A 25965-nucleotide genomic window follows, 5' to 3' on the forward strand; every position below is an offset into this window, starting at 1 on the left:
GGGGAACAACAGACCACGGACACGGGGGGTGCTCGGCCTTGACCGAGACCATCGAGAGGCTCACCGAAGAGCCCACGGGGGAGAAGGCGTCCGCCGCGCGCGAACTGACGCCGTACGCGGCGCCGTTAACCGTGCCGCCTCTCCTGCGGCCCGCCCACGGCGACGTCCTGCGCGAGACCGAGATCGCGCTGCGCCCGACCTGGGTGCGCCTGCACCCGCAGCTCCCGCCGACCCTGATGTGGGGTTACGACGGGCACGTACCGGGCCCGACCATCGAGGTGCGGCGCGGACAGCGCGTCCGCATCGCCTGGACCAACCGCATCCCCAGGGACAGCGAGTACCCGGTCACCTCGGCGGAGGTGCCGCTGCGCACCGACGGCCGTCCGCAGGCCACCACCGAGCCCGGCCGCGAGGGCGTCGAGCCGGACAAGGACGTCGCCGCCCTGCCCGCCTGGTCGGTGACCCACCTGCACGGCGCGCAGACCGGCGGGGGCAACGACGGCTGGGCGGACAACGCCGTCGGCCACGGCGACGCCCAGCTGTCGGAGTACCCGAACGACCACCAGGCGGTGCAGTGGTGGTACCACGACCACGCCATGAACATCACCCGGTGGAACGTGATGGCGGGCCTGTACGGCACCTACCTCGTCCGGGACGACGAGGAGGACGCCCTCCGCCTGCCCTCCGGCGAGCGCGAGATCCCGCTGCTCATCGCCGACCGCAACCTCGACACCGACGAGGACGGCCGCCTCAACGGCCGGCTGCTGCACAAGACGGTGGTCGTCCAGGAGAAGAACCCGGAGACGGGCAAGCCGGTCTCCATCCCGTTCAGCGGCCCGTACACCACGGTCAACGGCCGCATCTGGCCCCACGCCGACGTGGACCCGGCCTGGTACCGCTTCCGGCTGGTCAACGCCTCCAACGCGCGCATCTTCGAGCTCGTCCTCATCGACGAGGACGGCGAGCCGGTGCCGGGCATCGTCCACCAGATCGGCAGCGACGGAGGGCTGCTGCCGCGCCCGGTGCCGGTCGACTTCGACGAGCGGCTGCCCGCCCTCACCGCCGCGCCGGCCGAGCGCTTCGACCTGCTGGTGGACTTCCGCGGCCTGGCCGGGCGCACCCTCCGCCTGGTGAACAAGGGCCGCAACCAGCCCGCGGGCGTGCCCGACCCGGCCGGTGACGTGCCCTGCCCGGACGTGCTGGAGTTCCGGGTCCGGGACACGTGCGAGGAGGACACCTTCGAACTGCCGCAGGTGCTCTCCAACTCCTTCCGCCGCCTCACCCACGACATCCCGCACGGCCACCGCCTGGTCCTGCTCACCCCGCCCGCCACCAAGGGCGCCGGCGGGCACCCCGAGATCTGGGAGATGACCGAGGTCCAGGACGCCTCCGGGCTGCGCTTGCCGGCCGAGGGCATCGTCCAGGTCACCGGCCCCGACGGCACCACGAAGACGTACCGCCGCACCGCGCGGACCTTCAACGACGGGCTCGGCTTCACCATCGCCGAGGGCAGTTACGAGCAGTGGAGCTTCCTCAACCTCGCGCCCATCGTGCACCCCATGCACATCCACCTGGCCGACTTCCAGCTGCTGGGCCGGGACGCCTACGACGTCTCAGGCTTCGATCCGGCGGTCGGCGGCACCCGCACCCCGATCCGGTACGACGCGGGGACGGCGATACCGCTCGCGCCCAACGAGGGCGGCCACAAGGACGTCTTCCGGGTTCCGGGCAGCCAGCTGCTGCGGGTCATGGGCCGCTTCGACGGCGCGTACGGCCGGTTCATGTACCACTGTCACCTGCTGGAGCACGAGGACATGGGCATGATGCGGCCCTTCGTCGTCATGCCGCCGGAGGCCCTGAAGTTCGACCACGGCGGGGCGCACGGCGGCCACGGCGAGGGCCACACGGGCTGACGGCCCTCCGGGGCCGCCGCGGGTGACGGCAGCCGGGAGATCACACCGGCCGGGCGACGGTCCCGGACGCCGCGTGTTCGACCGCGGCGCGCGCCAGCGCCCGGATCATCGGGTGCGGCTGCGAGCCGTCGCCGGCCAGCTCCGGCTGGAACAGCGAGGCGAGGAAGAACGGATGGCCGGGCAGCTCGGCCATCCGGACCCGGCCGTCCTCGTCGTGGCCGGAGAACCGCAGTCCGTGGGCGCGGAGCGTGTCGAGGTGGCGCGTGGGGCCGTAGGCGCAGAAGTACCGCTCCACCGTGCGCGCCGAGCCGATCGCGGACGCGGCGAGCGAGCCGGGTTCGACCGCCACCGCGGCCTCGTGACCCACCAGCGAGCAGGCCAGCGGCTCGATGAGCGGATCCTCGGCGGCCGGGTCGTTCTCGGCGTGCGCCACTCCGGTCAGCCCGCACGCGTTCCGGGCGTACTCCAGCAGCGCGTGCTGGAAGCCGCCGCACGTGCCCAGGAACGGGATGCCCTCCTCGCGCGCGGTGCGCACGGCCGCGAGGACGCCCGCCTCACTGCGGTACGGGCTGCCCGGGAGCACCCACACGGCGTCGAACCCGCGTACCGCGCCCTCGGCCGCGGCGTCCTCCGAGGAGATCCAGTACGCGTCCAGGACCAGCCGGTCCCGGGCGGCCAGGGCGTCCAGCAGGAGCGGGACGCGGGTGTGCGAGACGACGTGCGGGGAGCGGTCGCCGACGAGGGCGAGGGTGGCGGTGTTCATCATGGCCACCATCCTCGGCACGCCGGGTGGTTCACGTCCAACGATGGTTTCTGCACGGTCGATAAGCACTGCTGATGAGGTGCTGCCATGCTGGGCGGCATGGACCCGCATCTGCTCCGCACGTACGTCACCGTGGCGCGTCTCGCCTCCTTCTCGGAGGCCGCGCGCGAGCTGGGCTACACCCAGTCCGCGGTCTCCCAGCACATCGCCGCCCTCGAACAGGACCTGGGCGCACCGCTGCTGACCCGCCGGCCGGTCGCGCCCACGGCAGCGGGCGAGCGGCTGCTGGAGCACGCGGGTCCGCTGCTGCTGCGGCTCGACGCGGCCCGCGCCGACGTCGTCCGCCTGGCCGCCGCGCCCCAGCACGGCCTGACCCTCGTCACCACCGCGACCGCGCTCGGCCCCGCCGTCCTCGGCGCGCTCCCGCCCGCCGGCGTCACCCTGCGCGTCCTCACCCGCGCGGAGATCCCCGCCGCCGTCGCCACGGGCGCCGCGGACCTCGGCCTCGTCGACGGGCCGGCCGCGCCGAGCGATCCGCTGCGGCTGCCCGACGTGGCACCGCTGACCACGCACGGCGTCGCCGAGGAACCCGTGAGCGTCCTGCTGCCCGCCGGACATCCCCTCGCCGGCCGCCCCGGCCTGCGCCTCGGCGACCTCCGCGACGCCCGCTGGCTCGACGCGCCCGACGCGGCACTCCCGCTCGCGCACCTGCGCGCCGCGACCGAGGGCGGCGGCGCCTTCCGGCCCTCCCTGCGCTACGAGGGCACCGACATCCGTACCCTCACCGCCCTCACGGCGGCCGGGCACGGCCTCGCCCTGCTGCCCCGCTCGGCGGCCACGGCCGTCCCCGGCACCGTCGCCGTCCCCCTGACCGCCCCCCGCCTCGTCCACCGCACGGAACTCCTCCACGGCGGCAGCCCCGGAGGAGCGGCGGCGGAAGTGGTACGGCGGCTTCTGAACGGGCCGGCGGTGAGCGTGCCGGGGCCGGTGGGGTGAGCCGGGGGCGCAGGGGGCGCAGGGGGAACCGGAGGGGACGGCACCGGGCGCGCATCGGCCCGCGCGCCCCCTCAGGGCTCACTACCCTCGGCCGGCCTTCGGTCATTCTCACTCGTTCGTGTCTCGTCGCGGACCGCCGCTCCGGGTAGAGCACCAGCCGGAGGCGAGCGAACCATGGAACAGACTGCGTTGCGTCCCAAGCCGATGCCCGGCCAGGACCGGAGGGACGACGGCACCGCCGGCACCACCGATGCCGCCGGCCCCGCCCGCCGCCCGCACGCCGCGCCCCGGCGCGGTCGGCGGCTGCGGACCGTGCTGCTCGGCGTCTGCGCCGGCACCGCGCTGGTGCTCTCCGGCGTCGGCATCGGCACCGTCGGCGCCACCGTGATCGGCCTGGGCCGGCTCGCCGAGCTGCGGCACCAGGCCCCGCCGTCGCCCTCCTCGGCCGCCCCCACCGCCGTACCGGCCCCCGCTCCCGCCGTGCCCGGCGCCACCCTGGGTGTCGAGGTCGTCGACGCCGAGAAGGCGGGCGCGCTGGTGGTGGGCGTGCACGTGCCCGGTCCCGGTTACGCGGCCGGCCTGGTCCGCGGGGACGTGGTGCTGCAGTTCGGCGCGGCCCGGGTCGACACCGCCGCCGACCTCGCCCGCGCCGTCGCCCGGGCCCGCTCCGGGAAGGCGGTGCCGCTCACCGTGCGCCACGGCGGCGGTGGCTACCAGCAGTTGTCGGTGGCCCCCGGCCTGGTCACCTGACCGAGCTGCGTCCGCAGGGCTCGCCGGCCCCGCACACGTCACGGAACCCGCTGGTCACCGTCCGTCCCGCGCGTCATCATGGGCCCATGCCGAGTCCCTTCGCCACGGACCGAGGACCGAGGGCCGAGAACCGCGGACCGCGGACCTCGGACGCCGGTCCCCGGGACCGGCTCGCGTGCCCCTGCCCGGGCGGCCAGGGGTGCTGCCAGGGCGGGCAGGGGTGCTGCCCGGGACGCCGGCGCGCCACACCGACCGCCCCGCCCGTTCTCGCACCCACGCCCGGAGGTCCGGATGACCGGTAGTACGCCCGCGCCCTTCACCGCCGCCGACTACCGGATCCGCATGGAGCGCGCCGCGCGCTCCGCCGCCGACGCCGGTCTCGCCGGGCTGCTCGTGGCCCCGGGACCGGACATGGTGTGGCTCACCGGCTACACGCCCACCGCGGTCACCGAACGGCTCACCCTGCTGGTCCTCGCCCCCGGCCGGGACCCCGTCCTGGTCGTGCCCACCCTGGAGGCCCCGGACGCCGAGCAGGCCACCGGCGCCGCCGCGCTGACCCTGCGCGACTGGACCGACGGGAAGGACCCGTACGCCGTCACCGCGGGCCTCCTCGACGACCGCGGCCGGTTCGGCATCAGCGACAACACCTGGGCGATGCACCTGCTGGGCCTCCAGCGGGCACTCCCCGACACCTCCTACGCCTCCCTCACCGACGCCCTGCCCATGCTCCGCGCGGTGAAGGACGCGGCCGAGCTGGACCTCCTGGCAGCCGCCGGAGCGGCCGCGGACGCAACGTTCGAGGAGATCCGGAAGGTTCCCTTCGCCGGCCGCCGCGAGTCCGACGTCGGCCAGGACCTCGCCGGTCTGCTGCGCCGCTTCGGCCACTCCCAGGTCGACTTCACCATCGTCGGCTCCGGCCCGAACGGCGCCAACCCGCACCACGAGGTCGGCGACCGGGTCATCCGGCACGGCGACATGGTCGTCCTCGACTTCGGCGGCCTGATGGGCGGCTACGGCTCCGACACCACCCGCACGGTCCACGTCGGCGAGCCGACCGAGGAGGAGCGCCGGGTCCACGACGTGGTGCGCGCCGCCCAGGAGGCCGGCGTCCAGGCCGTACGCCCGGGCGTGGCCTGCCAGGACGTCGACCGCGCGGCCCGCGCGGTGATCACGGACGCCGGGTACGGCGAGTACTTCGTCCACCGCACCGGGCACGGCATCGGCGTCACCACGCACGAGCCGCCGTACATGATCGAGGGCGAGGAACAGCCGCTCGTGCCCGGGATGTGCTTCTCCGTGGAACCCGGCGTCTATCTGCCCGGCCGCTTCGGGGTGCGCATCGAGGACATCGTCACGGTCACCGAGGACGGTGGACGCCGCCTCAACAACACCACCCGTGAGATGGTCATAGTGGACTGAGAGGCCCGGAAGACCCCTTGGCGACGACACCCGGAACGGCTACCCCCGACCCATGACCCAGGCACCGACCCCCACCGCGGACACCGTCCGCAGACTGGTCCGTTCGCTGCTCAAGGAGGGCGACGACAGCACCGGCGGGCCCGAAGTGCGGCCCGTGACGGAGGACCGCGAGCACACCTGGTGGGTCGGCGGCCGCCATGTGCTGCGCCTCGCCCCGGACCGCGAGGCCTCCGTCCGCCGCCGCCGGGAACTGCGCCTGCGCGACGTGGTCCGCCCGCATCTGCCGGTCGCCGTGCCGACCAGCGTCGCGCACGGCGACTGGGCGCCGGGCCTCGCCTACACGCTCGACACCCGGGTGCCCGGCGGCACGGCCGACGAGTACGACGTCTCCGCCGTCGGCGAGGCGGACCTCGCCGGGCTGCTCGGCGGACTGCGCGCGGTGCCCGTACGCCAGGCCGAGGCGCTCGGTGTGCCGCGGGTCGCGCCGCGCTCGCTGGAGGCGCTGCGCCGGATGGCCGTGCACGCCGCCGAACGGCTGGCCGCCGCCGACGAGTTCGACGCCGCGCGGCTGCACCAGCTCACCCCGCCCGGCGCGGCCCAGCTCGCCGCGCAGCCCGGTACCGCCGTCCTCACCCACCACGGGCTGACCGGCGCGCACGTGGTGGTCAGCGCCGACGGCCGGGTGCGCGGCATCCTGGACTGGACCGCGGCGGCCCTCGGCGACCCGGCCGAGGACATCGCCGGGCTCGCCGTCGCCGTCGGCTCCCCGGCGGCCGTCCGCGCCGCCACCCTCGCCGGCTACGGCGCCCGCCCCTGCCTGCGCGGCCTGTGGCTGGCCCGCTGCGACACCGTCATCCGCCTCACCGCGTACCTGGAGGGCCGTACGACCGGCTCCCTGCTCCTGCTGCGGACCCAGCTGCGGCGCGTCTGGGAGCCGATCCTGCTGGAGCGGGTGACGGACTTCCCGGAGGACGAACCGGAGCCCTGACGGGCCGCGGCGGCCCGTCAGGACGGCGCCGGCACCGCCGGCTCGTCAGGGCTGTGTCAGCACCACGCACGACTCCCCGGGCACCTGGAGCAGCCCGTCGGGGCCCGGTGCCTCCACCGGGTCCCAGGCGGCGAGGACCTCCACCCGGCCGGTGCCCAGCGGGATCGCCGCCTCCTCCTTGCCCAGGTTCACCGCCACCCGTACGTCCCCGCGCCGGAAGGCCAGCCAGCGGGCGTCCGCGTCGTAGGCGACCTTGGTGTCGGCGAGGTCGGGGTCGGTGAGGTCGGGGTGTTCCCGGCGCAGCGCGATCAGCCGGCGGTACCAGGCCAGCACGCGCGCGTGGGGTTCGCGTTCCGGCTCCGTCCAGTCCAGACAGGACCGCTCCCGGGTCGCCGGGTCCTGCGGGTCGGGCACGTCCTCCTCGGCCCACCCGTGCGCGGCGAACTCGCGCCGCCTGCCCCGCCGTACCGCCTCGGCCAGCTCGGGGTCGGTGTGGTCGGTGAAGAACTGCCAGGGCGTGCCCGCCGCCCACTCCTCGCCCATGAACAGCATCGGCGTGAACGGCGCGGTCAGCGTCAGCGTGGCCGCGCAGGCCAGCAGGCCGGGGGAGAGGTGCGCGGCGAGCCGGTCGCCCTGGGCGCGGTTGCCGACCTGGTCGTGGGTCTGGCTGTAGCCGAGCAGCCGGTGCCCGCCCACCCGCGCGCGGTCCAGCGGCCGGCCGTGGCGGCGGCCCCGGAAGCTGGAGTACGTGCCGTCGTGGAACCAGCCGCCGGTGAGCGTCTTGGCGAGCGCGGCGAACGGAGCCCGGGCGAAATCGGCGTAGTAGCCCTGCGACTCCCCGGTCAGCGCGGTGTGCAGGGCGTGATGGAAGTCGTCGTTCCACTGGGCGTGCAGCCCGAGGCCGTTCTCCGCGCGCGGGGTGATGAACCGCGGGTTGTTCATGTCCGACTCGGCGATCAGGAACAGCGGCCTGCCGACCTCGGCCGCCAGGCCGTCCACGGCCGCCGACAGCTCCTCAAGGAAGTGGCACGCGCGCGTGTCGTACAGCGCGTGCACCGCGTCCAGCCGCAGCCCGTCGATCCGGTAGTCCCGCAGCCACGCCAGCGCGCTGCCGAGGAGGAACGCGCGCACCTCGTCCGAGCCGGGCGCGTCCAGGTTCACCGCCGTGCCCCACGGCGTGGTGTGTGTGTCCGTGAAGTACGGCCCGAACAGCGGGAGATAGTTGCCCGACGGGCCCAAGTGGTTGTGCACGACGTCCAGGACGACGCCCAGCCCCAGTCCCTGCGCCCGGTCGACGAAGCGTTTCAGTGCCTCGGGCCCGCCGTACGGCTCGTGCACCGCCCACAGCGACACCCCCTCGTAGCCCCAGCCGTGCCGCCCCGGGAAGGGACACAGCGGCATCAACTCCACGTGGGTCACACCCAGTTCCACCAGGTGCTCCAGCCGGTCGGCTGCGGCGTCCAGGGTGCCCTCGCGGGTGTACGTGCCCACGTGCAGCTCGTAGAGCACCGCGCCCGGCAGCCCGCGCCCCGTCCACCGCGCGCGCCACTCGTGGCGCCCGTGGTCCACGACGGCGCTCAGCCCGTCGGGGCCGTCCGGCTGGCGGCGCGAGCGAGGGTCGGGCAGCACGGGGCCGTCGTCCAGCGCGAAGCCGTACCGCGCGCCGTCCCCCGCCTCCGCCTCACCCGTCCACCAGCCCTCCCGGGCGGGATCGCGCGCCAACGCGCGCGTGGTGCCCTCGCAATGGAGCGTCACTCGGTCTGCCTGCGGTGCCCACACCTCGAACTGCACGGACGGTTCCCCTTCGTCTGCTCACCGTGATGTCCCGCGGTCCCATCGTGCCGTCCCGGGCGATCGATCCGCTTTCGAATCGGCCCTTTGCCGGCAGGTGTCGCGGAAGTACCCGCATATCGGCACCGGTTCCGCGTTTTCTGGACACCCGGACTTCACTGCCCGACAATCACCAGCGTGACGTCGTCCTTCGAGTTCTCCACCTACCCCGCGCGCCTGTCCGACGCGGAGCGGGACAAGGCGCTGCAGTCGTTGCGCGACGGCGTCGCCCTGGGCCGGCTCTCGCACGACACGTTCGTGCGCCGCATGGAGCTGGCGCTCGCCGCGCGCCACTCCGGCGAACTCGCCGCCCTGGTCGCCGACCTGCCCCGGGAGAACCGGTTCTCCCGCGCGGTCCTCGGCACCGTGGAGGCCGTCTCCGGGTTCACCGTGCGGCTGCGCCGGGCCTGGCAGGCCGAGCGGCTGCCCAAGCTGCTGCTGCCGCACCCGGCGCACACCCATCCGCTGCGCATCGGCCGCGACCCCGCGAACGGACTGCGCCTGAACCACGAGACCGTCTCCCGGGTGCACGCCGAACTGCGCCACCAGGGCGGCCTGTGGGTCCTGAAGGACCTCGGCTCCACCAACGGCACCACCGTCAACGGCCGCCGGGTGGTCGGGGCGGTCGCCGTCCGCGAGGGCGACCAGGTCGCCTTCGGCCGCATGGCGTTCCGGCTCACGGCTCCCTGAACGGTCCCCCTGCGCCGGCTGAGCCGTCCTCCTGGGCCGGGTGAACCGTCCTCTTGGGCCGGGTTCGGCCGCACCGTTCGAACGGACGGTCGGACACGCGCGCGTGTGGCGTCCCGATCGGGTGAGCCGCACTGCGGATGCCGGCCCGCCGTGCCGATGGAAGGGACATGACGTATCTCACCAGAGCGGCAGCGGCGGCCGGCGCCCTGCTGGCCGCCGTCGGCCTCCTCACCGCGGGCCCGGCCCGGGCCGCCTCCCGTGACACCCATCCCGGCAACTGGCTCCACCTGACGGTCGCCAGAGGTGCGGCCCGGTCCGGTGACACCCCCGGCGCGCTGCTGCTGTGCGACCCGCCCCTGGGGCATGCCCACGCGACCGAGGCCTGCGCCGAACTGGACGCCGCCGACGGGAACATCGACCGCATCCCGGCCACGCAGGTCTTCTGTCCGATGATCTTCGCTCCGGTGACCGCTCACGCGCGCGGGCGCTGGAACGGCCGCTGGGTCCACTTCGAGGAGACGTACACCAGCACGTGCGTCATGAAGGCGCGCACGGGATCGGTGTTCCGGCTGGACGGCTGACCGCCGCACACCGGGAGCGGGGACGGCTCAGGCCACCTGCTCCCGGGCCTGCTGCGCCGCCACCAGCACGGTCCGGGACTGGTGCTCCACCTGGTGCTCCAACGGCACCCAGCGGGCCCGGAACCGCTCCGCGAAGGCGTCGCACCAGCCGGCGACGAGCTGCTCCAGGCGCGGCGCCGCCCGGTCGTCCGCCTCCCGGAGCACCCGCAGCAGCATCGCCGCGGCCCGCAGCGGCAGCCGCCGCCCGAAGGCGTCCACACTGCCGACGTACGCCATCGTCGTGCTCGCCGGGGAGGTGCGGACCCAGTCCTCGGCCAGGCCCGGGATCAGTTCCAGCGCCCAGCGCGCGGCCCGCAGCAGCGGCCCGTCCACGTCCTCGAGCCGGGGCAGCGCGTCGGCGAGGACGCGCTCCACCTCGCACGCGTCCCGCAGCAGCCGCCCGGCCAGCCGCCGCATCGCCGCCGCCGGCGCCGGGTGCGGCGCCGGGTCGTCCACCAGGTCGCTGGCCCACATCGGCACCTCCACCACGGCCGTCAGGCCGCCGTACCGGTGCGCGTGGTACCAGGTGCTGTGCCGGGCGTCGTCCGGCATGCTCGGGTAGGCCACGCCGGTCTCCGGGCCGGGCATCACGTGCACCCCGGGGCCGGAGGCCGGCCAGCCCGCCGCGTCCGAGGCCCCCGTCTCCACCGGAATGTGCAACTGCGCGGCCGACTTGGCGAACGGCTCGGCGAGGCCCGGGACGTCCTTGGTCAGCTGCACCCAGCTGCCGCCCAGATCGGTGCCGTGCAAGGTCACCTGGAGGTACGGGCGCAGCTCGTCGATGACCCCGGTCAGCGCCCGTGTCTCGGGCGGCAGCCGGTCCGGCGGCAGCACGGCGGGCGACCACTCAGGCTGCTCCGCGCCCGTCGGCCGGTAGAAGCCGAGGTGGTAGTCGAGCAGGCTGCGCGGCGCCGGGGTCACATGCAGACTCGCGCCGTCCGGGTCCGCGCACAGCAGGAAGTGCCAGGAGGTGTCCGCCCGCAACTCCCTGTCCTCCAGCACTCTTTCGGCGAGCACCCGCAGCGTGGAACCGCCCGTCGGCTCGTTGGCGTGCGCACCCGCCACCACGAGCACGGCACGGCGGGCGTGTCCCACCGACAGCAGGTGCAGGGGTCTTCCCGCGCGCGAAAGGCCCACCTGGCGCAGCGCGCACAGCCCGGGTTCCCGGGCCGCCAACGCCTGCGCGCAGGCCACCAGTTCGGGAACGCTGGGATAGCGCGGCTCCGGCAGTGGACTCACCCCCGACTTGTCCGCCCGGCTTCGCCCTCCCAGTCCCGCACGCGACGGGGGAACTGTCAAGCGTGCGGCGGGGGAGGCTCCCGGGGGCGCCCGGACGCGGTCGCCCGCCCCCGGTACGGGCCACCGCGCTGCGCGGGCTCACTGCTGGTGCAGGCCGCGTCCCGCGAGCGTCAGGAACACCTCGCCCACCGCCTCCGACAGCGTGGGGTGCGCGTGCACGTGCCGGGCCACGTCCGCGGGCTCGGCGTCCCAGCCGACGATCAGCTGGCTCTCGGCGATCATCTCCGACACGTGCGGGCCGACCAGGTGGACGCCGAGCACCTGTCCGCCGCCGGCCTCCGCCACCACCTTCACCATGCCGCCCTGCCCGTGCACCATCCCCTTGGCGACGGCGGTCAGCGGCATGGTGTCGACGTCGACCTCGTGCCCGCGCGCGCGTGCCTCGGCCTCGGCCAGCCCGACCGAGGCGGTCTGCGGCGAGGAGTACGTCACCCGGGGCACGGCCGCGTAGTCGACCGGCGCGGACTCCAGCCCGGCCAGCGTCTCGGCCACCAGCAGGCCCTCCGCGAACGAGGCGTGGGCGAGGCCGAGCGAGGGCGGCGGCAGCAGGTCGCCGACGACGTGGACGCCCGGCACGGCCGTCTCCAGCCGGCGCCAGTCCGCCGGTACGACGAACCCCCGCTCGTCCGTCGTCAGGCCGGCCGCCTCCAGGCCCAGCCCCTCGGTGACCGGCGTCCGGCCCACGGCCATCAGCAGGCGGTCCGCGGTCACCGTCCGGGTCTCCCCCCGCGCCGTGCGCACGCGTGCGCGTACGCCGTCGTCCAGCACTTCCGCGTCGAGCAGCCGCGCACCCGCCTGCACGTCGATCCCGCGCTTCTTCAGGCCGCGCGTCAGATGCCGGCCGACATCGGCGTCCTCCAGCGGCACGATCCGGTCGGCGGCCTCCACCAGGGTGACCTCCGCGCCCATGGACCGGTGGAAGGAGGCGTACTCCGCACCGATCGCGCCCCCGCCCAGCACCAGGACGGACGCGGGGAGCCCCGGCGCGAACAGCGCGTCGTCGCTGGTCACCACGCGCCGCCCGTCGGGCGCGAGCCCCGGGAGCGTGCGCGGGCGTGAGCCGGTCGCGAGGACGATCCCACGGCGCGCGGTCAGGTCGCGTACGCCGGGCGCGATCTCGCCATGCGCGCCCATGCCGTCCGCGCGCACGCCCTCCACGCGCATCGTGCGCGCTCCCGTCAGCCGCGCGCTGCCCCGCACCACTCGTACGCCCGCGTGCGCGAGATGCGCCTCCACCCCCTTGTGGTTGCGCGCCACGATGTCGTCCCGGGTGGCCACCAGCGCGCCCCAGTCGACGGAGTCCACGGTCGCCTTCACGCCCCAGCGCTCGCGGGCCTCGGTGATCCCGTCGACCAGTCCGGCGGCGTGCAGCATCGCCTTGCTCGGGATGCAGCCCCGGTGCAGGCACGTCCCGCCGACCTTGTCGCGTTCGACGAGGACGACGTCAAGCCCCAGGGAGGCGGCACGCAGGGCGGTGCTGTAGCCGCCGGTGCCGCCGCCGACGACGATCATGTCGGATGTGTGGATGCCCGTATCGATGGTCATGGCATCCACCCTCCGTCCACCCCTTGTCATGAGTCCAAGGCAATGTTCTTGTGGAATCCATGCATGATCCTTATGGGAGGGCGTGAGGGTGAGCCTGCGTCAGATGGAGTACTTCGTGACGGTCGCCGAGGAGGCGTCGTTCACCCGCGCTGCGGACGCCCTGCACGTCACCCAGCCCGCGCTCTCCCACCAGATCAAGGCGCTGGAGAGGTCGGTCGGCGGCGCCCTGCTGGAGCGCCTGCCGCGGGGCGTGCGCCTCACCCCCATGGGCCGCGCCTTCCTGCCGCACGCCGAACTCGCCGTCCGCAGTGCCGCGCAGGCCCGCCGCGCGGCCCGCGCCACCGCGGGCGCCGAGGGCGGTGAACTGCATGTCGCCGCCCTGCACTCCATCGCGGTCGGCGCCCTGCCCGACGTCTTCGCCCGCTGGCGCACGGCACACCCGAGGGTCCTGCTGCGCCTGCACGAGTACGCCACCGCCGAGGCCCTGGAGGAGGCCGTGCAGCGCGGCACCGCCGACCTCGCCGTCGGCCCCGAGCCCACCGGCCGGCCCGGCACCGTCGTACCCGTCGGCGAGGAGGAACTGGTCCTCGTCGTGCCCTTCGACGACCGGTTGGCGGGCCGGAGGACGGTCGCGCTCCCGGAACTCGCCGACCGCCCGTGGATCCGCTGCGCCATGGAACCCGTCGTGCACGGCGAGCGCTTCCTCGACTGGGCCTGCGGGAAGGCCGGCTTCCGCCCCCGTACCGCCGTGTGGACCGAGCACACCTCGACCGCCGTCCGCATGGCCGCGGCCGGCGTCGGCGTGTGCACCGCGCCAGCCCACCTCGTGCGCGGCGCCGTCGGCGAGGACTGCGTGGTCCTGACCCCCGACCCGGCCTGGAAGCGCCCCCTGGCCGTCTACGCGCGCGTACCGCCCACCGGGGCCGCCGCGGCCTTCGTGGACCTCCTGAGCGCGACCTGGCCGGCCCTGAGCGCCGCTGGACCCTACGAGGACTGCGAGCTGCCCGCCGTACCGGCCACCCGACCCTTCCGGTCTGCGGCTACCTGATCCCTTCGGCCTGCGGGCACCTGACCCCGTCGGCCCGTGGCCACCTGCCCTTGCGGCCCGTGGCCGCTGACCCCGGCCCGCGGCCACCTGACCACCCCGGTCCACGGCCACCTGATCCTTCGGCGCGCGGGCACCTGATCTCCGGCCCGTGGGCACCCCTTCGGCCCGCGGGCACGGACCTCGGCCCGCGGGCGCACGGACCCCTCCGGCCCGTTCAGTCCTCCGCGACCCGCTCCAGCAGGGCCACCGGCAGGCGGTCCAGGAGGTCCGCCACGGGTACGTCCCCGGTGAACTCCCGTCCGGGGACGAGCGCGTCCGCCCACCGGCCGGGCGGCAGCGGCAGCCGTGTCTCACGCCAGCCGCCCGCCTCCGTCAGCCGCAGCGACAGCCGGGTCACCACCGTGACCGCCTCACCGGAACGCGCGAACGCGAGGCAGTGCTCGGCCGCCGGGCCCTCGGCGGCCAGCGGGCCGTACGTCGCGCCCGCCCCGAACGCGGCCGGCCGCCGGGCCCGCAGCCGCAGCGCCGCCGCCGTCACCGCGTCCTTCTCGCCGGGTGCCTCCGGCGGGAACGCCACCGGCCGCCGGTTGTCCGGGTCCACCAGCGCCCGGTACTCGCCCTCCGTGCCCTGGTACACGTCCGGCACCCCGGGCATCGTCAGGTGGACCAGCGCCGTACCGAGGACGTTGGCGCGGACGTGCGGGTCCAGCGCCTTGCGGAACGCGGCCACACGCTCGCCGGGCGGCCCGCACGGCCCCGCCGCGACGAAGGCCGCCACCGCCTCCTCGTACGGCGGCTCCTGCTCCGTCCAGCTGGTGTACATGCCGGCCTCGCGCACGTGCTTCAGCAGCGCCTCCCGGACCCGCTCCTCCTCCGCCGGACCCAGTCCGAACACCGTCTGCCAGGCCGCCCACGCCAGCTGCCCGTCCGGCACGCCCTCCTCGGCCGTCGTGACCTCGGCGAGCAACTTCGCCCAGCGGTCGGGGCACTCGGTGAGCACGGCCAGCGCGGCCCGCACGTCCGCGCTGCGCTTGGTGTCGTGCGTGGACACGACCGTGCCGGTGAGCGGCCAGTCGCGCTGCACGCGCGCGCAGTACGCGTGGAACTCCTCCGGCCACACACCCGGACTGCCCGGGTCGCCGCCCACCTCGGCCGTCGACAGCAGCGGCACGTAGCGGTAGAAGGCCGTGTCCTCCACCGACTTGGCGCGCAGTGCCGACGCGGTCTGCGCGAACCGGGTGCGGAACTCCACCCGGTCGGCGTGGTCCGGCGCCGACACCTCGCCGGGCGGTTCCACCAGCAGCCGGCGCACGATGCCGACGGCCTCGGCCTCCTCCGGCACCACGAACGCCAGCCGGGCCTCCTCGGCGGCCTCCTCGGTGACCACGGCCGAGGCGTCACCGGAGGCGTACGGCCGGTACACCCGCATCCGGACCAGCAGCTCCTCGACGGCCGTACGCAGCGCCCAGGGCGCCCGGTCGCGCAGCGACAGGTCGGGCGAGGCGGCGCACAGCCGGGCCGCCACCCGGGTGAGCCGGTCCGCCTCGGTGGCCAGTTCGTGGGTGAGCACCTTGTACGCGGCCCGTCGCGCCGTGGCCTCCCAGTTGCCGCCCCGGTCCGTCTGCGGCGCCGCGAACGCCCGGTAACGGCCCAGCAGTTCGTACGCTCCGGTGCGGTCCGTGAACAGGCCGTCGACGTGCCGCAGGGCGTCGTAGCCCGTGGTACCCGCGACCGGCCAGGAGGACGGCAGGTGCTCGCCGTCGGCGAGGATCTTCTCCACCACCGTCCAGCGCCCGCCGGTCGCCTCGTGCAGCCGCGCCAGGTAGCCGTCGGGGTCGGCGAGTCCGTCCGGATGGTCGATCCGCAGCCCGTCGACCACTCCCTCCGCCAGCAGCCGCAGGATCGTGCCGTGGGTGGCCTCGAACACCTCCGGGTCCTCCACCCGCAGCCCGATCAGCTCCGAGATGCTGAAGAACCGCCGGTAGTTCAGCTCCGTACGGGCCAGCCGCCACCACACCGGGCGGTACCACTGGGCGTCCAGCAGCTGCGGCAGCGGCAGGTGCTCGGTGCCCGGGCGGAGCGGGAAGACGTGGTCGTGGTAGCGCAGCACGTCACCGTCGACCACCAGGTGCGCCAGCTCCGAGCCGATCGGACCGCCGAGCACCGGCAGCAGCACCCGGCCGTCCTGTGCCTCCCAGTCGATGTCGAACCAGCGCGCGTACGGTGAACCGGGGCCCTCGCGCAGCACCTCCCACAGGGCCCGGTTGTGCCGGGGCGACACCGCCATGTGGTTCGGCACGATGTCCACCACCAGGCCGAGGCCGTGCTCCCGCGCGGTGCGTGCGAGCGCGCGCAGCCCCTCCTCGCCGCCGAGCTCCTCGCGCACGCGCGCGTGGTCCACGACGTCGTAACCGTGCGCGGAGCCCGGCACGGCCTCCAGGACGGGTGACAGATGCAGGTGCGAGACGCCGAGCGACGCCAGGTACGGTACGGCCGCTTCGGCGGCGGCGAACGGGAACGCGGGCTGGAGCTGCAGTCGGTAGGTGGCCGTGGGCACCCCCGGTCCGGGACGCGCAGAAGTCATGGGAACCTACGTACCCCGCTCACCGGCTTTCGTGTCATCGGCCGCTGCCCGGATCACGCGCGCGTGTCTACGTTCGAGCGATGGGGACGACGGGGGAACCGGGACGGCGCGGCACACGGGACACCTACCGGCGGGTGATCCGCCTGACGGGGCCGCTGCTGCCGTGCGTGTCGTTCCTGGGGCGGCTGCCGACGGCCACCATCCAGTTCGGCAGCGTGCTGCTCGTCGCCCGCACCAGCGGTTCCCTCGGCGCGGCCGGCCTGACCGGCGGCGCGCTCGCCCTCGGCCAGGTGGTCTGCGGACCGCTGGTGGGGCGGCTCGCGGACCGGCACGGCCAGCGGCCGGTGGTGTTCGCCTTCTCGCTCGCCAACGCCCTCGCCGTGGCCGCGCTCGTCACCGGCGCGCTCGCCGGGCTGCCGACGTTCGTCCTGGCCCTCCTGGGGGCCGCCGCGGGCGCCACCGTGCCGCTCGTCGGCCCGCTGGCGCGCGCCCGGCTGGTCGCCCTCGCCCGCCGCGCCGACGCCCCGGAGACCGTCGTCGGCGCGGCCCTCTCCTTCGAGAGCACGCTGGACGAACTGTCGTTCGTCCTTGGCCCCGCGCTCGTCGGCCTGGCCGCGGTACTCGCCCACCCGGCCCACGCGATGGCCGCCGCGGCGGTGCTGGTGGCCCTCTGCGGCAGTGCGTTCGCCCTGCACGGGACGGCCCGAGCGGTGGCGCCCGCGCGCGTGGCGCCCGGTCCCGGCGGCGCGGCCGCGTCCGAGCGCACGGGGCCGCACCCCGCCCGGACGCGGGCCAGGCATGCCCCCATGCCCCGCTGCGTGCCCGCCCTGTTCACCGCGCTGGCCCTCCAGGGCGCCGTGTTCGGGGCCTGCCAGGCGGGGATCACGGCGCTCACCGCCCGGCTCGGACAGGAGGACCAGGCCGGGCTCGTGTACGCCGCCATGGGGGTGATGAGCGCCGTGGCGGGGCTCGCCATGGCGGCCGTACCGGAGCGAGTCGGGGCCCGGACGCGGTGGCGGCTGGCGACCGCTGCCGGCTGCGCGCTCTCCCTGCCGCTGCCGGGCACGAGCGGCCTGCCCGGTCTGTACGCCGTCGTGACCGTCCTGGGCGTCGCCTACGCCCCGCACCTGATCACCGTGTTCGGCCTCGTGGAGCGCGCGGTCGCGCCGTCCCGGCTGGCCGAGGCGATGGGCGTGGCCACGAGCGCCCTCGTCGGCGGTCAGGCCCTGGCCGTCGCCGTCACCGGGCGCCTCGCGGAGGCCCACGGTCCCCGGGCGGCCTTCGCGGTGGCGAGCACGGCGGCCGGCCTCGCCTTCGTGCTCGCCCTCACGGTGCGCCCGACGACGTACGCGGCGGAGCCGGGGGAGGCGCCCCACGCGCGCGTGCGGGACGCGCAGCCCCGCTGAGGGCCTCTCTTCCGGATCGTGCCGGGGTCGCCCGACAGGCACGCTCACCCGGAGCCTGTCTGATCCGCGAGAGAGGCCCTGGGGGCTGCGGCACCCCGCTACGCCGGCCGCTGCAGCACGGTCAGGCTGCGGTCCGGCAGGGTGATGCGGTCGCCGGCCGCGACCTTCGCGCCGGCGCCCGGTGGCACCCCCTCCGGGCGGGCCGTGTCGACCACCACCTGCCACTGCCGGCCGTGGTCGACCGGCACCACGAAGTCCAGCGTCTCGGGCGAGGCGTTGAACATCAGCAGGAAGGAGTCGTCGGTGATGCGCTCCCCGCGCGGGCCGGGCTCGGAGATCGCGTTGCCGTTCAGGAACACCGTCAGCGCCGACGCCTGCGCCGAGTTCCAGTCCCGCTGCGTCATCTCGGCGCCCTCCGGGGTGAACCACGCGATGTCCGACAGGTCGTCGTGCGTGCCCTCCACCGGACGGCCGTGGAAGAACCGGCGCCGGCGGAAGACGGGGTGGTCACGCCGCAGCCACACCATCGCGCGCGTGAACTCCAGCAGATCGCTCTCCAGGGACTCCGGCCAGTCGACCCACGACAGCTCGTTGTCCTGGCAGTAGGCGTTGTTGTTGCCGCGCTGGGTGCGCGCGAACTCGTCCCCGTGGCTGATCATCGGCACGCCCTGGGACAGCATCAGCGTGGCGATGAAGTTCCGGATCTGCCGGGCACGCAGCCGCAGCACCTCCGGGTCGTCGGTCTCGCCCTCCTCCCCGCAGTTCCAGGACCGGTTGTGGCTCTCGCCGTCCCGGTTGTCCTCGCCGTTGGCCTCGTTGTGCTTGTCGTTGTACGACACCAGGTCGTGCAGGGTGAAGCCGTCGTGGCAGGTGACGAAGTTGATGGAGGCCAACGGGCGGCGGCCGTCGTCCTGGTAGAGGTCGGAGGAACCGGTCAGCCGGGACGCGAACTCCGCCAGCGTGCGCGGCTCGCCCCGCCACAGGTCCCGCACGGTGTCGCGGTACTTGCCGTTCCACTCGGTCCACAAGGGCGGGAAGTTGCCCACCTGGTAGCCGCCCTCGCCGACGTCCCACGGCTCGGCGATCAGCTTCACCTGGGAGACCACCGGGTCCTGCTGCACCAGGTCGAAGAACGACGACAGCCGGTCCACCTCGTGGAACTGCCGGGCGAGCGTCGCCGCGAGGTCGAAGCGGAAGCCGTCGACGTGCATGTCGGTGACCCAGTACCGCAGCGAGTCCATGATGAGCTGGAGCACGTGCGGGGACCGCATGAGCAGCGAGTTCCCGGTGCCCGTGGTGTCCATGTAGTACCGGGGATCGTCCGTGAGCCGGTAGTACGACGGGTTGTCGAGGCCCTTGAAGGACAGCGTCGGACCCAGGTGGTTGCCCTCGGCGGTGTGGTTGTAGACCACGTCCAGGATGACCTCGATCCCGGCCTCGTGCAGCGCCCGGACCGCCGACTTGAACTCCAGCACCTGCTGGCCGCGGTCACCCCAGGAGGCGTACGCGTTGTGCGGTGCGAAGAAGCCGATGGTGTTGTAGCCCCAGTAGTTGCTCAGCCCCATGTCGGCCAGCCGGTGGTCGTTGACGAACTGGTGCACGGGCATCAGTTCGAGCGCCGTCACGCCGAGCTTGGTCAGGTGTTCGATGATCGCGGGGTGGGCGAGGGCCGCGTAGGTGCCGCGCAGTTCCTCCGGCAGCCCCGGGTGGCGCATGGTGAGGCCCTTGACGTGGGCCTCGTAGATCACGGTGTGGTGGTAGTCGGTGCGCGGCGGACGGTCGTCGCCCCAGTCGAAGTACGGGTTGATCACCACGGAGGTCATGGTGTGCGGCGCCGAGTCCAGGTCGTTGCGCCCCTCCGGCGCGCCGAAGTGGTAGCCGTACACCTCCTCGCCCCACCGGACCGCGCCGCTGACCGCCTTCGCGTACGGGTCGAGCAACAGCTTCGCCGAGTTGCAGCGCAGCCCGCGCCCGGGGTCGTACGGGCCGTGCACCCGGAACCCGTACCGCTGTCCCGGCATCACGCCCGGCACGTACGCGTGCCGCACGAACGCGTCGCTCTCGCGCAGTTCCACCGCCGTTTCCGAGCCGTCGTCGTGCAGCAGACACAGCTCTACTCGGTCCGCGGCCTCCGTGAAGACCGCGAAGTTGGTTCCGGCGCCGTCATACGTGGCGCCGAGCGGATACGCCTCTCCAGGCCAGACCTGCATGGTGACGACTCTCCCAGGTGTGCCGTCCGACCGGGGCCGTGTCGGCCCCGAGTCTCGTCCGAAAGTGAGGCAACCTTCCGCGGCTCACCCGCCCTCTTATCAAGTGACCAGTACGCACGGCGGTTCTGGTACCCGCCGTGCGCCGAACATGCGGGGCAGACACGTACTCCCGGGGACCAGGGGGGAGTAGGGGGCAAATGTGCGCGAGAAAGTCCACCGCCATCTGGGCAAAGTACTGACCGGTGCGGCCCTCGCGGCGGCGGGTACCGCCGCCATGGTCGCGGTCACGCTGCCGGGCACGGCGGGTGCGGACGACTCCGGAGGGGCCGGCGGCGGTACGCGGGCCGCGGGGCGGACCGGGCAGGGCCCGGACGCCGCACCGCCGGGCGTCGTGGAGCAGGCACCCACCGAGCAGAAGCAGGGCACCGGCCGTGACCCGCTCACCGACGACGAGCTGCGGCGGGTCGAGAAGATCGCCGTGGCCGGACGGCTTTCGGCCACGGGCCGGGACGTCGAGGGGGACCGCGGACCGCAGAGGCTGAGCGTCGACCTGGCCGAGCCCGAGGCCGCCGAGGCGGACGACCCGCAGGCGCCACGGCGGGCCGACGTGACCTACTACGACTACAGGAACGACACACTCGTCACCAAGACCGTCGACCTGACGACCGGGAAGGTCGAGCAGACCGGCGTCCAGCACGGAGTCCAGCCGCCGCCCACCCGCGCCGAGAACGCCGAGGCGGCCCGGATCCTGATCGCCGACCCGCTGGGGGCGGGCCTGAAGGCGGACTACAAGGACGCCACCGGCAAGGCGCTCACCTCGCCGGACCAGCTGGACCTGAGCGGCGGTATCTACGAGGCCTCGCCCGGCGCCCAGCCCGCGGTGCTCGACAAGTGCGGCGAGCACCGGTGCGTGCGGCTGTTCTCCAAGGCCCTCAACGGGCCCTGGATCGACACCCGGGACCTCGTGATCGACCTGAGCGCCCGCAAGGCCGCCGCCCTCGACCGCGGCTGACCGGCCGCCGACCGACCTTCACACCCGTACCTCCGGTAAGGGAGTCACCTCTTCATGCCCGAACAGCACCTGCCCGGCGGTGTCCGGCCGCGGGCCCTCGGCCGCGCCGCCGTCAAGAGCCGCGCCGCTCGCAAGACCGCGGCCGTCGGACTGACCCTGGCCGCGCTGGCCGCCGGCGCGACCACGATGGCCGGCCCCGCCGCGGCCGGGCCGCAGACCGCGCCCGCGGCGGCGGCCCCCGGCTGCAGCGCCGCCTACACCATCGAACAGAAGCTCTCCACCGGCACCACCTGGCGGATGTGCTGGCGCTACGACAGCAAGGCCGGCCTCGTCCTGGAGAACGTCTCCTACCAGCCCAAGGGCGAGAGCAAGCCCGTCAAGGTCCTCAACAGCGCGAGACTCGCCCAGATCCACGTCCCCTACGACGACGGCAAGCACGAGTACTACGACCTCACGGGCCAGGACTTCGCCGCCGAGCTGATGGACCTGTCGCCCGCCGAATGCCCCGGCGGCACCATCAAGACCGTCAAGGTCCCGGACGGGGACCCGCGCCACCCCGACGTCAAGGGCCTGTGCACCACCACCCGTTCGCGTGGTCACGCCTACCGCATGCACGACCTCTTCCAGCCCGACAAGACCTACCAGCAGCAGGGCAAGGACCTGCTGGTCTACACGGTCAACCAGGTCGGCTGGTACGAGTACATCACCGAGTGGCGCTTCCAGGACGACGGCACGATCTCCATGAACGCCGGCGCCACCGGCAGCCTCTCCTACGAGGACTACAACGCCCAGGACGGCCGCGGCTGGCCCATCGGCAAGGGCGCCAGGGACTACGCCACCAGCCACAGCCACAACATCTTCTGGCGGCTCGACTTCGGCCTCGACGGCTCCTCGAAGACGAAGGTCGAGCAGTACGACTCCACCGTCAGCGCCCCCTCAGGCAGCCAGGAGGGCCCGACCGCCAAGACCACCCGCACCAAGGTCGGCAAGGAACTCGCGGCCGACTACAAGACCTACCGCTGGTGGCGGATGGTCAGCGCGACCGGCAAGAACAAGGACGGCCACGCCCGTTCCTACGAGCTGGTCCCCGGGCCCACCACCAAGTACCCGGGCCGCAGCTTCACCAAGCACGACATGTACGTCACCGAGTACAACAAGTGCGAACTGTTCGCCAGCGACAACCAGCAGTGCGCGGCCGGCCATCCGAAGTCCGTCGACAAGTGGGTCGGCGGCCAGACCCTCACCCACCCCGTGGTCTGGATGAACGTCGGTTTCCACCACATCGCCCGGGACGAGGACCAGCAGCCCATGCCCGTGCACTGGCAGGGATTCTCCATCTCCCCGCGGGACGTCACGGCTATGAATCCGCTCACTCCCAAGGAGCTGGCATGGCAGAACGGTCACTGGGAACCGCGTAGTTGAGCACACCCGTCGGGAAACCGACCTGTCCATCCGGCTGCACCGCCGACCGCTCGCGGAGTACCCTTCCTTGATCGTTGACACGGGAAAGGCCCGGGGGAGCGGAAGGCGGTGCACGGGTGGGCTCGGGAGGGCTGGAGCTGCCTCCTGGTGACGAGGGTCACGAGGGGAACTCCACAGACGTCCCGCCCGGCGCGGTGTCCCTGGCCCGCCCGATGGACGCGGGGTCCATCGGGCCGGAGCTGGAATGGGACGCCGACGCCTGGCTTGAGGTGCGCACCCGCGCCCAGCGGGCCGGCCGGGCCTACATCTGGCTGAACCTCGTGGAACAGCGGCTGCGCGCGGTCGTGGCCGCTGTGCTGCGGCCCGTCTACGAACCCGTCCACGGCGACGAGTGGGTGGTGGCCGCGGCCGGGCCGGCCGGGCAGGAGTGGGTGCAGCGGGCGGTCGCCGTGCGCGAGGTCAGCCGCCGCAAGGGCTACCTGCTCGACCCGGCCGACGACAACGTGCTCAGCTTCCTCACCCTGCCCCAGCTGCGCGAGCTGGTGGTGCAGCACTGGCCGTGCTTCGAGCCGTACTTCGACGAGCGCCGGGACCTCGAACTCGCCCTGGACGAGCTGGAGGTGACCCGGAACGTCGTCTCCCGCAACCGCGCCCTGTCCGAGGCGGTCCTCGGCCAGGCCGAGCGGGCCTCCGCCCGGCTGCTGGAGATGCTCGGCGCGGGCGGTGACGTCCCCTCCGCGCGCCGGCTGCCGGTCGACGCGGTCGAGGACCTGGTCGGCGACCGGTACGCCGACGTCGTCGCGGTCCACGCCGACCGGGTGCGGCTGATGCGGCAGTTCCCGGCCGAGGACATCTTCGGCGGTGCCCGCCGGCTCGACGCCATCGGCATCGGCCTCAACCTCCTGGTGCAGAACTTCTCCGGGCGCCGCCTGGTCCGGCTTGCCGAGTCCGGGTGCCGGGTCCGGCTGCTGTTCCTCAACCCGGCCTCCAGTTCGGTCAAGCGCCGCGAGCGGGAACTCGGGATGAGACGGGGCGAACTGAGCCGCTCGGTGGAGATGAACATCCTGCACATGCGCCGGGTCCGGTCCCGGCTGCGCGACCCGGACGCCTTCCAGATCCAGGTGTACGACGAGACGCCCCGCTTCACCGCCTACCTGGTGGACGGCGACGGCGCGGACGGCGTCGCCGTGGTGCAGTCCTATCTGCGCGGGGCGCGGGGGATGGAGTCACCGGTCCTGGTGCTGCGCAACGGCAGCCGGCTGGTCACGTCGGACGCGTTGGGTGAATCCGGCCTCTTCCCGACCTACCGCGAGGAATTCGAGCTGGCCTGGGCGGATTCGCGCCCGGTTTCCTGAACGGTCGGCGAGGGGCGGAGCCCGGTGCCGACCCGATCGAGGCCGGCTGCGGGCGCCTGTTCGGGGCGGTTGCGAGCCTGTGGGGATCGGCCGTGGGGTCGCTCGGGACCGGCCCCGGGCCTGTTCGGGATCGGCTCCGGCCTTGTTCGGGACGGGACGCGAGGCTGTCCGGGGCCGGCCCCGGGGCGTGTTCGGGGCCGGGCGCGGGGCCCGTTCCGGATCGGCCCGGGCCTGTTCGGGTTGGGCTCCGTGCCTGTTCGGGACGGGAAGCGGAAGGCCGGCATCGGATTGTCAGTGCCGCGTGCGATGGTGGAGGCCACTGGGGGAAAGCACCACCAAGAAGGGGGGCCGCCCATGGGCTGGCACCGGGAGCTGCTGATCGGCTTCGACCTGGAGACGACCGGGACCGATCCACGCGAGGCGCGCATCGTCACGGGTGCCGTGATCGAGGTCAGGGCCGGCGAGCCCATGGGGCGCCGGGAATGGCTGGCCGATCCGGGCGTGGAGATTCCGGCCGACGCGGTCGCCGTCCACGGCATCAGCAACGAACGCGCGACGGCCGAGGGCCGCCCCGCCGACCAGGTGGCCGACGCCATCGCGGACGTCCTGGTCTCGTACTGGAAGACGGGCGTCCCGGTCGTGGCCTACAACGCGGCCTTCGACCTCACCCTGCTCTCCGCGGAACTGCGCAGGTACGGCCTGCCGTCCCTGACCGACCGGCTGGGCGGTGTCCGCCCCGCCCCGGTCATCGACCCGTACACCATCGACCGCCGGGTCGACCGCTACCGCCGCGGCAAGCGGAACCTGGAGGCGGTCTGCGCCGAGTACGGCATAGTCCTCGGCACGGCCCACAACGCCACCGCCGACGCTCTCGCCGCGGCGCGGCTCGCCTCCGCGATAGCCGACCGCCACCCGAAGATCGCGTCACTGGGGCCGGCCGAGCTGCACCAGCGGCAGATCGAGTGGTATGCGGAGTGGGCGGCGGACTTCCAGGCGTTCCTGCGGCGCAAGGGGGAGACGGACGCGGTCGTGGACGGGGTGTGGCCGCTCCGGGAGCTGACCGAGAGCCAGCCCGCGTAGCGTGCGGCCGGCGGGGCGCCCGCCGTCAGAACGGATACCACCGCACCGTCTCGTCCCCGTCCCGCAGCGACGCCACCCTGCGACGGAACTCGGCCAGCGCCTTCGGGTTGGCCGGCGCGTGCTGGGCCACCCACGCGCAGCTCGCCGTCTCCCGGGCCCCCCGCAGCACCGCGCAGCCCTCCCACTCGCGCACGTCCCAGCCGTACGCCTCGGCGAAGGCGTCGTACGCCTCGGCGGGCAGCCCGTAGCGGTCGCGGGAGAGGGCCATGACCACCAGGTCGTGCTCGCGCAGGTCGGCGGAGAAGGTCTCCAGGTCGACCAGGACCGGCCCGTCCGGCCCGATGTGCACATTGCGGGGCAGCGCGTCGCCATGGATGGGTCCCGGCGCCAGACGCGGCGTCAGCGCCGCCGCCTGGGCCGCGAAGCCGTCGCGGCGCGCGCGGAGGTACGCGGCGTCCTCCGGCTCGATCGCGTCCCCCGCGAGCCGCAGCCAGCGCTCCACCCCGCCCAGCAGCTCACGGGGCGGCAACTCGAAGGGAGGAGAGGGAAGTGCGTGCACGACGCGCAGCAGACCGGCCAGGTCCCGCGGCTCGGCGGGCCGTACGGCATCCGGCAGCCGGTGCCACACGGTCACCGGACGGCCGTCCACCAGCAACGGCTTCGGCTCGGCCGCCCGCACCGCCGGCACACCGGCCTCGGCCAGCCACCCGGCGACGGCCAGCTCGCGCTCGGCCCGCGGCAGCAGCTCGGCGTCCCGGCCCACCTTCACCACCAGACCGCCGGCCGCGAACACCGCGTTCTCGCCGAGGGCCAGGAGCCGTGCGTCCCGGGCGGCCGGATCCGGCAGCACTCCCGCCGCGGCCAGTACGTCCCGCGCGCGTGCCTCGTCCATCGTCCCGCCTCCGTGCCGTCTTCCCGTTCCCTGTGTGTCCGGTCCTCGGCCAGTCTCGCATTCGTCCTGGTGGGCCGCCGTGCGCGGGCCCGGACCCCGGGCGCGCTCCCTTGACGGGGCACCGGGCCTTTACGACCATGAAC

At 74.2% G+C, this 25965-nt stretch carries 20 protein-coding genes; 13 read left to right on the forward strand and 7 right to left on the reverse strand.

Features of this window, described 5'->3' with window-relative positions:
- Nucleotides 1-38 precede the first annotated feature (38 nt).
- The gene (gene phsA, locus ACZ7N4_RS24060) at nucleotides 39-1913 is read left to right on the forward strand and encodes an O-aminophenol oxidase PhsA (RefSeq protein ID WP_471361105.1); all 1875 of its coding nucleotides are present in this window, start codon (nucleotides 39-41) and stop codon (nucleotides 1911-1913) included.
- A gap of 40 nt (nucleotides 1914-1953) precedes the next feature.
- On the opposite strand, the gene ACZ7N4_RS24065 is transcribed toward phsA, so the two are convergent.
- Nucleotides 1954-2676 carry a CTP synthase C-terminal region-related (seleno)protein gene (locus tag ACZ7N4_RS24065; protein ID WP_471361459.1) on the reverse strand — a complete coding sequence of 241 codons (723 nt, stop codon included), beginning with the start codon at nucleotides 2674-2676 and terminating at the stop codon, nucleotides 1954-1956.
- An 87-nt stretch (nucleotides 2677-2763) separates the two neighbouring features.
- On the opposite strand from ACZ7N4_RS24065, the gene ACZ7N4_RS24070 reads away from it, so the two are divergent.
- The 4 genes from ACZ7N4_RS24070 to ACZ7N4_RS24085 all read left to right on the forward strand — a co-directional run bounded on the left by ACZ7N4_RS24070 (nucleotide 2764) and on the right by ACZ7N4_RS24085 (nucleotide 6829).
- A complete protein-coding gene (locus tag ACZ7N4_RS24070; RefSeq protein WP_471361108.1) occupies nucleotides 2764-3672 on the forward strand; it encodes a LysR family transcriptional regulator in 909 nt (302 codons plus the stop codon).
- Between the two features lie 174 nt (nucleotides 3673-3846).
- Nucleotides 3847-4422 carry a PDZ domain-containing protein gene (locus tag ACZ7N4_RS24075; RefSeq protein WP_471361109.1) on the forward strand — a complete coding sequence of 192 codons (576 nt, stop codon included), beginning with the start codon at nucleotides 3847-3849 and terminating at the stop codon, nucleotides 4420-4422.
- A 291-nt stretch (nucleotides 4423-4713) separates the two neighbouring features.
- Complete coding sequence (locus ACZ7N4_RS24080; protein ID WP_471361111.1) at nucleotides 4714-5841, forward strand: aminopeptidase P family protein; 1128 nt, start codon at nucleotides 4714-4716, stop codon at nucleotides 5839-5841.
- A gap of 52 nt (nucleotides 5842-5893) precedes the next feature.
- Nucleotides 5894-6829 (forward strand): aminoglycoside phosphotransferase family protein, encoded by a 936-nt coding sequence (locus tag ACZ7N4_RS24085; RefSeq protein ID WP_471361113.1) that lies wholly within the window; start codon nucleotides 5894-5896, stop codon nucleotides 6827-6829.
- Nucleotides 6830-6874: 45 nt separating this feature from the next.
- On the opposite strand, the gene treZ is transcribed toward ACZ7N4_RS24085, so the two are convergent.
- Entirely contained in the window at nucleotides 6875-8620 is a 1746-nt protein-coding gene (gene treZ, locus ACZ7N4_RS24090) for a malto-oligosyltrehalose trehalohydrolase (RefSeq protein WP_471361115.1), read from the reverse strand.
- 177 nt (nucleotides 8621-8797) lie between these two features.
- Here treZ and ACZ7N4_RS24095 point away from each other — a divergent pair, with 177 nt between their 5' ends.
- Nucleotides 8798-9349, forward strand: coding sequence for an FHA domain-containing protein (locus ACZ7N4_RS24095; RefSeq protein WP_471361117.1), 552 nt, complete (start codon nucleotides 8798-8800; stop codon nucleotides 9347-9349).
- Nucleotides 9350-9516: 167 nt separating this feature from the next.
- Nucleotides 9517-9930, forward strand: coding sequence for an SSI family serine proteinase inhibitor (locus tag ACZ7N4_RS24100; protein WP_471361119.1), 414 nt, complete (start codon nucleotides 9517-9519; stop codon nucleotides 9928-9930).
- A gap of 27 nt (nucleotides 9931-9957) precedes the next feature.
- On the opposite strand, the gene ACZ7N4_RS24105 is transcribed toward ACZ7N4_RS24100, so the two are convergent.
- Together ACZ7N4_RS24105 and lpdA are read right to left on the reverse strand one after the other, a co-directional pair.
- Complete coding sequence (locus ACZ7N4_RS24105; RefSeq protein ID WP_471361121.1) at nucleotides 9958-11208, reverse strand: M14 family zinc carboxypeptidase; 1251 nt, start codon at nucleotides 11206-11208, stop codon at nucleotides 9958-9960.
- A gap of 138 nt (nucleotides 11209-11346) precedes the next feature.
- Entirely contained in the window at nucleotides 11347-12813 is a 1467-nt protein-coding gene (gene lpdA / locus ACZ7N4_RS24110; protein ID WP_471361123.1) for a dihydrolipoyl dehydrogenase, read from the reverse strand.
- Nucleotides 12814-12901: 88 nt separating this feature from the next.
- Between lpdA and ACZ7N4_RS24115 the strand changes: the two genes are divergently transcribed.
- Nucleotides 12902-13861, forward strand: coding sequence for a LysR family transcriptional regulator (locus ACZ7N4_RS24115; protein WP_471361125.1), 960 nt, complete (start codon nucleotides 12902-12904; stop codon nucleotides 13859-13861).
- Nucleotides 13862-14075: 214 nt separating this feature from the next.
- Here the strand turns inward: ACZ7N4_RS24115 and treY are convergent, their stop codons facing one another.
- A complete protein-coding gene (treY, locus tag ACZ7N4_RS24120; RefSeq protein ID WP_471361127.1) occupies nucleotides 14076-16445 on the reverse strand; it encodes a malto-oligosyltrehalose synthase in 2370 nt (789 codons plus the stop codon).
- Nucleotides 16446-16525: 80 nt separating this feature from the next.
- On the opposite strand from treY, the gene ACZ7N4_RS24125 reads away from it, so the two are divergent.
- Nucleotides 16526-17851, forward strand: a complete 1326-nt coding sequence (locus tag ACZ7N4_RS24125) for an MFS transporter (protein ID WP_471361129.1) — start codon at nucleotides 16526-16528, stop codon at nucleotides 17849-17851.
- A 98-nt stretch (nucleotides 17852-17949) separates the two neighbouring features.
- Here ACZ7N4_RS24125 and glgX read toward each other — a convergent pair whose 3' ends face one another.
- Nucleotides 17950-20061, reverse strand: coding sequence for a glycogen debranching protein GlgX (gene glgX / locus ACZ7N4_RS24130; protein WP_471361131.1), 2112 nt, complete (start codon nucleotides 20059-20061; stop codon nucleotides 17950-17952).
- Between the two features lie 199 nt (nucleotides 20062-20260).
- Here glgX and ACZ7N4_RS24135 point away from each other — a divergent pair, with 199 nt between their 5' ends.
- The 4 genes from ACZ7N4_RS24135 (at nucleotide 20261) to ACZ7N4_RS24150 (ending at nucleotide 24930) form a co-directional block, all read left to right on the forward strand.
- The gene (locus ACZ7N4_RS24135) at nucleotides 20261-21073 is read left to right on the forward strand and encodes a Tat pathway signal sequence domain protein (protein ID WP_471361133.1); all 813 of its coding nucleotides are present in this window, start codon (nucleotides 20261-20263) and stop codon (nucleotides 21071-21073) included.
- Nucleotides 21074-21127: 54 nt separating this feature from the next.
- Complete coding sequence (locus ACZ7N4_RS24140; protein WP_471361135.1) at nucleotides 21128-22495, forward strand: copper amine oxidase; 1368 nt, start codon at nucleotides 21128-21130, stop codon at nucleotides 22493-22495.
- Between the two features lie 116 nt (nucleotides 22496-22611).
- Nucleotides 22612-23850 carry an SAV2148 family HEPN domain-containing protein gene (locus ACZ7N4_RS24145; RefSeq protein ID WP_471361137.1) on the forward strand — a complete coding sequence of 413 codons (1239 nt, stop codon included), beginning with the start codon at nucleotides 22612-22614 and terminating at the stop codon, nucleotides 23848-23850.
- Nucleotides 23851-24204: 354 nt separating this feature from the next.
- Nucleotides 24205-24930 carry an exonuclease domain-containing protein gene (locus ACZ7N4_RS24150; protein WP_471361139.1) on the forward strand — a complete coding sequence of 242 codons (726 nt, stop codon included), beginning with the start codon at nucleotides 24205-24207 and terminating at the stop codon, nucleotides 24928-24930.
- A 25-nt stretch (nucleotides 24931-24955) separates the two neighbouring features.
- Here ACZ7N4_RS24150 and ACZ7N4_RS24155 read toward each other — a convergent pair whose 3' ends face one another.
- A complete protein-coding gene (locus tag ACZ7N4_RS24155) occupies nucleotides 24956-25822 on the reverse strand; it encodes a phosphotransferase enzyme family protein (RefSeq protein ID WP_471361141.1) in 867 nt (288 codons plus the stop codon).
- Between the last annotated feature and the right edge of the window lie 143 nt (nucleotides 25823-25965).

It is taken from the genome of Streptomyces sp. NPDC107654 (assembly GCF_055639035.1).

What these genes read in the sequence shown, in the direction of transcription:
- ACZ7N4_RS24065 (WP_471361459.1), bottom strand. Translation starts at nt 2,676, where the DNA reads ATGAACACCGCCACCCTCGCCCTCGTCGGCGACCGCTCCCCGCACGTC.
- ACZ7N4_RS24070 (WP_471361108.1), top strand. Translation starts at nt 2,764, where the DNA reads ATGCTGGGCGGCATGGACCCGCATCTGCTCCGCACGTACGTCACCGTG.
- ACZ7N4_RS24075 (WP_471361109.1), top strand. Translation starts at nt 3,847, where the DNA reads ATGGAACAGACTGCGTTGCGTCCCAAGCCGATGCCCGGCCAGGACCGG.
- ACZ7N4_RS24080 (WP_471361111.1), top strand. Translation starts at nt 4,714, where the DNA reads ATGACCGGTAGTACGCCCGCGCCCTTCACCGCCGCCGACTACCGGATC.
- ACZ7N4_RS24085 (WP_471361113.1), top strand. Translation starts at nt 5,894, where the DNA reads ATGACCCAGGCACCGACCCCCACCGCGGACACCGTCCGCAGACTGGTC.
- ACZ7N4_RS24100 (WP_471361119.1), top strand. Translation starts at nt 9,517, where the DNA reads ATGACGTATCTCACCAGAGCGGCAGCGGCGGCCGGCGCCCTGCTGGCC.
- lpdA (WP_471361123.1), bottom strand. Translation starts at nt 12,813, where the DNA reads ATGACCATCGATACGGGCATCCACACATCCGACATGATCGTCGTCGGC.
- treY (WP_471361127.1), bottom strand. Translation starts at nt 16,445, where the DNA reads ATGACTTCTGCGCGTCCCGGACCGGGGGTGCCCACGGCCACCTACCGA.
- ACZ7N4_RS24125 (WP_471361129.1), top strand. Translation starts at nt 16,526, where the DNA reads ATGGGGACGACGGGGGAACCGGGACGGCGCGGCACACGGGACACCTAC.
- glgX (WP_471361131.1), bottom strand. Translation starts at nt 20,061, where the DNA reads ATGCAGGTCTGGCCTGGAGAGGCGTATCCGCTCGGCGCCACGTATGAC.
- ACZ7N4_RS24140 (WP_471361135.1), top strand. Translation starts at nt 21,128, where the DNA reads ATGCCCGAACAGCACCTGCCCGGCGGTGTCCGGCCGCGGGCCCTCGGC.
- ACZ7N4_RS24150 (WP_471361139.1), top strand. Translation starts at nt 24,205, where the DNA reads ATGGGCTGGCACCGGGAGCTGCTGATCGGCTTCGACCTGGAGACGACC.
- ACZ7N4_RS24155 (WP_471361141.1), bottom strand. Translation starts at nt 25,822, where the DNA reads ATGGACGAGGCACGCGCGCGGGACGTACTGGCCGCGGCGGGAGTGCTG.